General features: G+C 70.2%; 6 protein-coding genes and 1 pseudogene. 4 read left to right on the forward strand and 3 right to left on the reverse strand.

Annotation, left to right across the window (positions count from 1 at the left end):
• A pseudogene (locus VIW71_RS05830) lies at positions 1 to 575 on the forward strand (serine hydroxymethyltransferase); the annotation flags it as partial.
• A gap of 166 nt (positions 576 to 741) precedes the next feature.
• Here VIW71_RS05830 and VIW71_RS05835 read toward each other — a convergent pair.
• Both VIW71_RS05835 and VIW71_RS05840 read right to left on the reverse strand, forming a co-directional pair.
• Complete coding sequence (locus tag VIW71_RS05835; protein ID WP_331620891.1) at positions 742 to 1530, reverse strand: hypothetical protein; 789 nt, start codon at positions 1528 to 1530, stop codon at positions 742 to 744.
• Positions 1531 to 1841: 311 nt separating this feature from the next.
• Complete coding sequence (locus tag VIW71_RS05840) at positions 1842 to 3632, reverse strand: carbamoyltransferase N-terminal domain-containing protein (protein WP_331620893.1); 1791 nt, start codon at positions 3630 to 3632, stop codon at positions 1842 to 1844.
• Positions 3633 to 4153: 521 nt separating this feature from the next.
• On the opposite strand from VIW71_RS05840, the gene VIW71_RS05845 reads away from it, so the two are divergent.
• On the forward strand, positions 4154 to 5263 hold the full coding sequence (locus VIW71_RS05845; protein ID WP_331620894.1) for a HesA/MoeB/ThiF family protein: 1110 nt from the start codon (positions 4154 to 4156) through the stop codon (positions 5261 to 5263).
• A gap of 4 nt (positions 5264 to 5267) precedes the next feature.
• On the forward strand, positions 5268 to 6488 hold the full coding sequence (locus VIW71_RS05850; RefSeq protein WP_331620896.1) for a cytochrome P450: 1221 nt from the start codon (positions 5268 to 5270) through the stop codon (positions 6486 to 6488).
• A 169-nt stretch (positions 6489 to 6657) separates the two neighbouring features.
• Here VIW71_RS05850 and VIW71_RS05855 read toward each other — a convergent pair whose 3' ends face one another.
• Positions 6658 to 7077, reverse strand: a complete 420-nt coding sequence (locus VIW71_RS05855; RefSeq protein WP_414720672.1) for a winged helix-turn-helix transcriptional regulator — start codon at positions 7075 to 7077, stop codon at positions 6658 to 6660.
• A 347-nt stretch (positions 7078 to 7424) separates the two neighbouring features.
• Here VIW71_RS05855 and VIW71_RS05860 point away from each other — a divergent pair, with 347 nt between their 5' ends.
• The gene (locus VIW71_RS05860; RefSeq protein ID WP_331620897.1) at positions 7425 to 8396 is read left to right on the forward strand and encodes an NmrA family NAD(P)-binding protein; all 972 of its coding nucleotides are present in this window, start codon (positions 7425 to 7427) and stop codon (positions 8394 to 8396) included.
• Positions 8397 to 8428: the final 32 nt, after the last annotated feature.

An 8428-nucleotide genomic window follows, 5' to 3' on the forward strand; every position in this document is an offset into this window, starting at 1 on the left:
ACAAGACCCTGGGCGGCCCGCGCGGCGGCGTGATCCTGTCCACGGCCGAGCTGGCCAAGAAGATCAACTCCGCGGTCTTCCCCGGTCAGCAGGGCGGCCCGCTGGAGCACGTCATCGCGGCGAAGGCGGTGGCCTTCAAGGCCGCGGCGACGGACGAGTTCAAGGACCGGCAGGCCCGTACGCTGGAGGGCGCCAGGATCCTCGCCGAGCGGATGTCGCAGCCGGACCTGGCCGAGGCGGGCGTGGCGGTGCTCTCCGGCGGCACCGACGTGCACCTGGTCCTGGTCGACCTGCGCGACTCCGAACTGGACGGCCGGCAGGCCGAGGACCGCCTCCACGAGGTCGGCATCACGGTCAACCGCAACGCCGTCCCGAACGACCCCCGGCCCCCCATGGTCACCTCGGGCCTGCGCATCGGCACGCCGGCGCTGGCCACCCGCGGCTTCCGGGCGGACGACTTCCGGGAGGTCGCCGAGATCGTCGCGGCGGCGCTGAAGCCCACCTACGACGCGCCCGCCCTGCGCGCCCGCGTGTCGGCCCTCGCTGCGAAGTACCCGCTCTACCCGAGCCTGTAGAAACACGGTCGGGCTGTGCCCACCCGCTCCGCGCGGCGGAACGGGCGGGCACAACCGGGCCACCGGCCCGCAGGCAGGCAACGACCGGGCCTGCTCGGCCGATGCGGCAACGCTAGGGTGCCGTGCGCCGGGCGTCGCGACGGGGCGGACTGCGGCTGACCCGGCGCTAGGGCGCAGTCTCCTCCACGACCGTGGGGTACAGGAGCAGCAACGTCTCCTCGCCGCTGTCCTGATCCCGGTAGGCGGTCAGCGCCGGCGCGATCTCCTCGCCCGGGGTCCTCACGCCGGTCGCGACCGTGGTGGGCACGCTCCACGTGGTCCCGTCGAACGAGGAGTACTTGATCAGCGCGTCCTGCCGAAAGTCCGGGTCCGTCGCCCGGTGGACCCCGGTCACCTCCTGCTGCGTCTGCCCCACCGGTTCGTTCGTCGGCTGGGGCATGCGTCCATGTGACCGGCCCTTCCCCGCGTCCTCGAACGAAGCCGGCTCGGACGGCTCCGCTCGCACGGAGTAGGCGGCGTAGAGCTTGCCGTCGTGGACGGCCAGGGTCGGCCGGCCCCAGCCCGGCCCCTCGTGGATCACGACCGGTGCGCTCCAGGCGGCACCGTCGAAACTGGAGTGCAGGAGCCGTCCCGCCCTGCCGGGGACGCCGGCGCGGTACGCGCAGTGGAGCGTGCCGGCATAGGAGATGAGGCCGAACCCCTGTGCGTCTGCCGGCGGCAGGGCCGTCGCCGCGCTCCATCTCGCACCGTCGAAGATGCGGTAGTTCGTCACCGGTCGGGTCGAGCCCGGCTTCGGGAACCCGCGGTAGGCGAGGTGAAGGCGGGCGTCGTGCACCGCCACGACGGGATCGGACATGGCGTCGTCCGCGAGCTGCGTTCCCGGCTGCCATGTCCCGTCCTCGTCGAGTACCAGGGTTCTCAGGACGGACGAGGAATGCGAACGTGCCCGGTACACGCAGTGGAGCTTCTGCGGGTATGAGGCCAGCCCCGGAAAGCCCATGCATGCCACACCGATAGTCCGGCGCGGGCTCCATCCCGCCTGCCGTGTGCCGTGTGCGGAGGCCGGCTCGTAGTACGTCCATGCCAGAGTCCCACTGTTCCGGTGGACGCAGTGCACCATCCCCTCATGTACGGCCAGGGTCGGCACGTCACCGGCCACGGCCTGGGGCAGAGGCAGGTCCGGGCTCCGCCCCGGAGCCGCCCCGAGCGCCGCCCACCTCATGCCGATCCTCTGCTCACCCGTCACCATGGCGACTCTCCTCTCCGTCAGCCGGCGCGCTTGTCCGGGTCCGGGTGGGTGTACAGCGTGCCGTCGGACCATATGTGGCGGGTGCGGCCCCACTGGGCCGCGGTGCGGACATCGGGGAAGAAGCCACGACCGTTGAGGTTCGCGCTCGTGTTGCAGAGCACGGGAATTCCGCTCAGCCTCGCGTACTCGGTGAGAATCCCGACGATCGGGCTCCGCGTGCCGCTGCCCACTGTCTGGAGTCGCGCCGACCCGTCCAGGTGCACGACGGCCGGCACACGCTCGGCCCAGCCCGGCCGCATACGGTGCTCGAACAGCATGAACGGATCCGGGCTGCCCGGTTCGAAGACCTCCGGCGCCCGCGACTCGAGGCAGACCGGCGCGACCGGACGGTATGCGGCCCGGCCCTTCAGATCGTTGAGGAGCTCCTTCATCCGCGGATCCACCGCCGGGGCGATGATGCTGCGGTTGCCGAGCGCGCGCGGTCCCAGCTCCGCCCGGCCGGACAGCACGACCACCGGTTCGCCCTCCTGGTGCAGGAGGGCGCCCAGCTCACTCTCCGTACAGGAACGGGCCGTCCAGCCGGCCGGCACTGTCGAGGTGGCGAGCATGGGGCCTTGGTAGACATCCCAGTCGAGAGCGACGGCGTCGGACCGGCCGAACATCTCGCAACAGGCGGTGCCGATCGCCGCACCGGAGTCGTTGGGGAACGGCGGCACCCAGATGTCGCGGAACAGGCCGCTCGCGCGCAGCCCGCTGTTCCACTTGATGTTGAGGGCGCAGCCGCCGCCCAGGCAGAGGTTCGGCGGCGCGTCCGGGTGACGTGAACGGACGAGACGGGTGAGGGCGTCCTGCAGTTTCCGGCCCAGGTATGCCTGGAACGTCGCCACGATGTCGGCGTTGCCGAGGCCGGGGAAGAGTTCTCTGCGGTTCGCCACGGCCTTCTCACCGAGCTGGAACACGTTGTCCATCGAGATCAGCGGGAACTGGGCGAAGAGGGAGTCGAAAGCCTCGAACGCGTCCTCACTCTCTGTGCCGAGGGCCGCGTATGCCATCGCCTTCCCGGCGATCTCCAGGTGGTGGCTTATGAACTCCTCCCTCGACGTCATCTGTGAGGTGTCCCGCCGGAACGGCTCGAACTGCGCGCAGAAGGCCGGGAAGATGTTGCCGACGACCGGAAAGAGCTGCGCGACGGGCTCGACCGTCCGACGGGCGGCACTCACCTGGTAGGCCCTCGGGCCCATACCGCCGTCCCACACCACGACGAGCGCGTCCTCCCGGCGCCGCGCGAACGGGCTCGTGCAGTAGGAACCCATGATGTGGTTGCTCGCGTGGTGATAGCTCACGTAGGTCATGGGATCGGCGTCGGCGCCGAACCGCACCGGTGCGAAGTCGTAGCGCCGGAGCGGGTCGCGTACCGACTCCCCGTCCACGTAGGGAGCGACCGGCAGCGACACCGCCCCCTTCTCGTCGAGCAGATCGACCGACGGCGACGTCACGCCCGGACCCGCCCCCCAGCCGTCGATGACGAACCGGTCGACGTCAGCGGGTTCCATGCCTTCGCCACGGAGGATCTCGCCCACCCGTGCGAGCGTGCCCAGGGGGCTGTAACGCCGTCCGTTCGCGATCTTCTCGACTTCGATGCTCGCCAGCAAGCGGCCGTTCTCGACCAACGCGACTCCGCCATCGTGCGATGCCTTGACCCCGCAAATGATCATTCGACGATCCTCACAGCCTGGTTCCGTTGTGATGAGCGCTCGGCGACCGTCCAGGTCCGAGGCGGGACGAAGCCTGGACCGGGCGTCCGCCATCCGGAGCCGCGCGAACCACCGGTGCTCGGGGAGACGGGAAGACGGCTCTCGGGCGCGTCCAGGAGGCTGACGACACCGCAACTCGCCGCTTCTCGCGGCGCCGGTGCCGGGTCTACGACTCAGGCGCTGCACAAGCGATCACCGCTCTTTTGCCGCCGGCCGTCCGCGCACGATACCAGACCTGCGGCGGTGCACCGGTGAGCGGACGGCCGCGATCCGCCCGCCCTGCCCCACACGCACCCGACGGGAAAGTCGAATCACTCCGGAAACTTTTTCGTTCGCAGTGAGCAACACCGAAGCGCCGGCAGGGTGCTACGTTTCCGGCATCGGCATTTCTGACGTCCATTCGAAATGAAGTGAGATGGATGAAAATCGTGATCCGCAAGCTCGAGCGTGAAGAGACGGACGACGTGTCTGCCCTGGGCAGCCTCTCCGACTGGTAGCAACCGTCCGATCCGGGGCCGGAGGCGAGTTCTCCAGCCCCGGATCTCTCACCAAGGGGTCCGAGGAGGCCTTGCGTCATGCGACGTCCGCGCATCAAGGCCGTCTTCCCCCCGATCCCGGCCGGGGACGGGCGGATCAGGATCGGCAGCGGCTTCGGCGTTGCCTGTGAACTCCAGGACGACGCGCAAGGACACACCTGGCACTTGCTGGGCCTGCTCGACGGAACCCGCACCCACGACCAGCTGGTCGCCGCGATGAAGGCATTCGACCCGGCCGTGCAGCCTCATGAGGTTCAGGACGCGGTCGATGCCCTGGCGGACGCCGGGTTCATCGAGGACGCCGACGCGAGCGGTCCGGTCGACCGTTTCTCCACGGGCGAACTCGAACGTTACCGCCGCAATCTGGAATTCTACGGTTATTTCCATCGTCCGCCACTCACCAGCGCGGACTTTCAGCTCCGGCTCAAGCAGGCCCGCGTCACGGTACTGGGTCTGGGTGGTCTGGGTACGCACGCGGCGATGAGCCTGGCCGCGATAGGCGTCGGCGACATGCTGCTCGTCGATCACGACGAGGTCGAGTTGGCGAATCTCAACCGTCAACTGCTCTACACCGACGGTGATATCGGCCGCCCGAAAGTCGAGGCCGCCGCCGAGCGGATCGCGCAGGTGAATCCGCATGTCCGTGTGACCGCCCAGCGGTCCGCAGTGAACGGCCCCGAGGACGCGCAACGGTACATGGCCGACCGCGACCTGATGATCTGCGCGGCCGATCGCCCCCGGGTCCTGCTCTACCGATGGCTCAACACAGCCGCGCTGGCCACTGGCACACCCTGGATACGTGGCGCCAACGACGGCCTCACGGTCAACATGTTCCTCCACATCCCGCACCGCACGGCCTGTTACACGTGCGTGGAAAGGGAAGCCGAGCGCACTCAGCCGGAGTACGAGCCGATGCAGCGCTACGTCATGGAAGCCATCGGGGACCGGACCGTCAACCCCTGCACGGCGCCCGTCGCCGGAATGATCGGACACCTCACCGCGCTGGAGACCGTCAAATACCTCACGGGTATCGCAGAGCCCGCCATCGCCGGCCGCAAACTGACACTCGACCTGCTCCACATGGACACGGCTGTCGCCGAGCTCAAACGGATCCCCGACTGCCCCGATTGCTCCGGAACCGGGGAATGACACAATGACAGCTGAGGCGACACCCGAGCCGGTCGAGTACCCGGCGACGCGGGATGCTCGCTGCCCCTTCGACCCCCCTGCCGTCTACGGGGAACTACGGGAGCGGGCGGGGCTGACACGGGTACGGGTGTGGGACGGCAGCACGCCGTGGCTGGTCACCCGATATGACGACGCCTTGAGCGCGCTTCGTGACCCCCGGCTGAGCATGGACGCCCGGCTCCCCGGTTTTCCGGGCATTTCGGCCGCCTCGGTCACTCGTCTGAACCGGGTGTCGCCGTTCTTCTTCAGGGAGGAGTCCGTCTACCTCCGCCAACGGGGGATGCTGATCAAGGAGTTCGTCCCGAAGAAGCTGGAGGCGCTTCGGCCGTCCGTCCAGCGGATCGTGGACGACACGCTCGACGCGCTGCTCGCGGGCCCGCGCCCGGCGGATCTGCTGGAGGGTTTCGCGCTGCCGGTGGCGACTCTCGTGATGTGCGAACTGCTCGGTGTGGATCGGCGGGACCGTCTGAGGCTGCACGAGCTCAGCCGCATCGTCGCATCGCGGAAGGCGGCGCCGGACCAGGTGTCCCGCGCGCTGGACGGCTTGGACGAGTACTTTCTGCAGCTGACGGACGCCCAGGTGCGGGAGCCCGGAGACGATCTGGTGGGACGGGCGCTCACGCCGCGGGTACGATCCGGGGAACTCAGCCGCGAGGACGCGGCCGCCATGGCGCAGGTGCTCTTCTTCTCCGGGCACGGCACGTCCACTGCCATGATCGTCACTGGTGCTCTGGCCCTGCTGACACACCACGAGCAGCTCGCCGAGCTGCGCGCCGCCCGCGACCCGGCTGTGCTCGCCGCGACCGTCGAGGAGCTGCTGAGGTACGTCACGGTGGCCCACAACGGGCGACAACGTGTCGCGGCCGAGGACACCGTGATCGGCCGGACTCCGGTCCGTGCCGGAGACGGCGTGCTGATCCAGTTGGACGCGGCCAACCGGGACCCGTCGGTGTTCGCCGAACCGGACCGGTTCGACATTCACCGAGCGCCGTACCGGCACCTGGCGCTGGGTCACGGGATCCACCATTGTATGGGCCAGGCGTTGGCCAGGATCGAGCTTCAGGTCGCCCTCGGCACCCTGTTCGCCCGTGTCCCGACCCTGCGCTTGGCTGTGCGTTCCGAGGACGTGCCGTTCAAGGAGGACGAGAACGCGCTGCGCCTCGATTCTCTCCCTGTGACCTGGTGACGTGACGCGCCTTCCGGCAGCGCTGCCCGGTTGAGACGGCCGGGCGGCCGGCACGCTGTTGCCGCGCGGCTGTCCCGCAGCACGGCGGAGACCGGCTGGGACGTGTCCGCGGTGGCGGGCTCAGGTGATGGCGAAGGGTCGCACGCACGAACCGCCGTGGGAGGAAGCGTCACGGCCCCGCTTCGGCTCCGCGGTTCTCGGCGTCCCAGTCGCGGCGGGCGGCGGCGATGGCGGCCTTGTGCTCGCGGGACCAGTCCGCCAGGGCGGAGACGCTGGCGGACAGGCTGCGCCCCATCGGCGTGAGCCGGTAGTCCACCTGCGGCGGGACGGTCGGGTGGGCGGTCCGCTCGACCAGGCCGTCCCGGCACAGACGCTTGGTCGTCAGGGTCAGCATCCGCTGCGAGATCCCCGGGACGGCCCGCTCCAGCTCGCGGAACCGGCGGACGCCCTTGGACAGTTCCACGATCACCAGCACGGTCCACTTGTCGCCGAGCCGGTCGAGTACGTCGCGGATGCCGCAGTCGTCGTCACAGGGCCCCATGCTGCTGGTCCCCTGCACCGGGGACGTGGTCTTGGTCGCGACCGCCATCGATCTTGTCCCTCCGTGCGGCGTGAACGCCGCTTGTTGCGCCACGTGTACGTGATGCTCAACGTGCGGCGCTCGCTCATTATTGCGCGTAGGTGCGTACGGGCGAGCGGGCGCGGCCCACGCCCGCGCACCGGTGCCGCAAGCCCCGTCCCCGCGCGCCCCCCACGCCCCTGACGTGGCCGTCCTCACGTCGCCGCCACCGCACCCCCACCCACCTGCACGCTTACCGCCGTGTTCGTGACCGACACGGAAGTGCCTCCTTACCGTCCCGCCCTCCCGCCCGGATGCTCGACGGCATGACCGGAGCGGTGGACAGCATCGCGCCGACTGACGCAAGGGGCGTTCCGATGATTCTCGTGACCGGCGTGACCGGAGCACTGAGCAGCCTGATCCTCGCAGGGCTGACCGCCCTCGGGGACGTGGAGGTGGTGGCGGGCAGCCGCTCCGGCGACGGGACCACCACCCGCCGCATCGACTTCGACGACCCGGCGAGCCTGGTCGACGGGTTCGCGGGCGTGGACGCGCTGGTGTTCGTCTCGGCCGGTTACGCGGAGGACGACGTGGTGCTGGCCCGCCACGGCGCGGTGGTCGACGCGGCGGCCGCGGCCGGTGTCCGGCATGTGATCTACACCAGCCTCGCCGGGTCCGGGGACGCGCTGACCATCGCCCTCCCGCACCGCTGGACCGAAACCCGCCTGGCCGCCGCGCCGTTCGACGTGACGGTGCTGCGCAACGCCCTCTACGCCGAGATTCCGGCCGGCCTCGCCATAGCCGGTGCCGAATCGGCCGCCGCCACCGGGGTGTTCGCCGCCGCCCTCGGTGCCGGACGGGTCTCCGTCGTGGCCAGGCAGGACCTCGCGGACGTGGCCGTGCGGGTGGCCGCCGAGACCGAGCGCGACCTCGCTGCCGGGAAGGGCGGGCTGACGCCGGCCCGCAGCCGCCATGCCGGACGCACCTACGAACTCGAAGGCGTCACCGCGATCGGCGGCGAGGACATCGCCGCGATCCTCACCCGGGCCCTGGACCGCCCGGTCGAGTACCGGCCCATGTCCCTCTTCGAGACCCGCCAGGCCCTGGCCGGAAGCGGCCTGGAGCCGTACCAGGTCGGCCACACCATCTCGCTGCTGTCCACCGTCGGCGCCGGCCTCCTCGTGGCCGGCGCCACCGACCTGACGGACCTGCTGGCGGCCGAACCCCGCCCGGTCTGCGACCTGATCGCCGATGCGGTGCCGGCCGGCGGGTACGGCTCCGCGTCCGCCCCCCTCCGTCCGGGCGTAGAACCGTCAGCGATCAAAGGAGACGACGTCCCGGGGTGGTGAGCTCCGGCGCCGACTGCGGCGGACGGAGCGTC

Source organism: Streptomyces sp., from assembly GCF_036524955.1.
In the GTDB taxonomy this organism is placed as follows: Bacteria; Actinomycetota; Actinomycetes; order Streptomycetales; family Streptomycetaceae; genus Actinacidiphila.

Excerpts from the sequence above, each read along its gene's own strand:
- VIW71_RS05840 (WP_331620893.1), bottom strand. The coding sequence starts at position 3,632 with ATGGCGGACGCCCGGTCCAGGCTTCGTCCCGCCTCGGACCTGGACGGT.
- VIW71_RS05845 (WP_331620894.1), top strand. The coding sequence starts at position 4,154 with ATGCGACGTCCGCGCATCAAGGCCGTCTTCCCCCCGATCCCGGCCGGG.
- VIW71_RS05850 (WP_331620896.1), top strand. The coding sequence starts at position 5,268 with ATGACAGCTGAGGCGACACCCGAGCCGGTCGAGTACCCGGCGACGCGG.
- VIW71_RS05855 (WP_414720672.1), bottom strand. The coding sequence starts at position 7,077 with ATGGCGGTCGCGACCAAGACCACGTCCCCGGTGCAGGGGACCAGCAGC.
- VIW71_RS05860 (WP_331620897.1), top strand. The coding sequence starts at position 7,425 with ATGATTCTCGTGACCGGCGTGACCGGAGCACTGAGCAGCCTGATCCTC.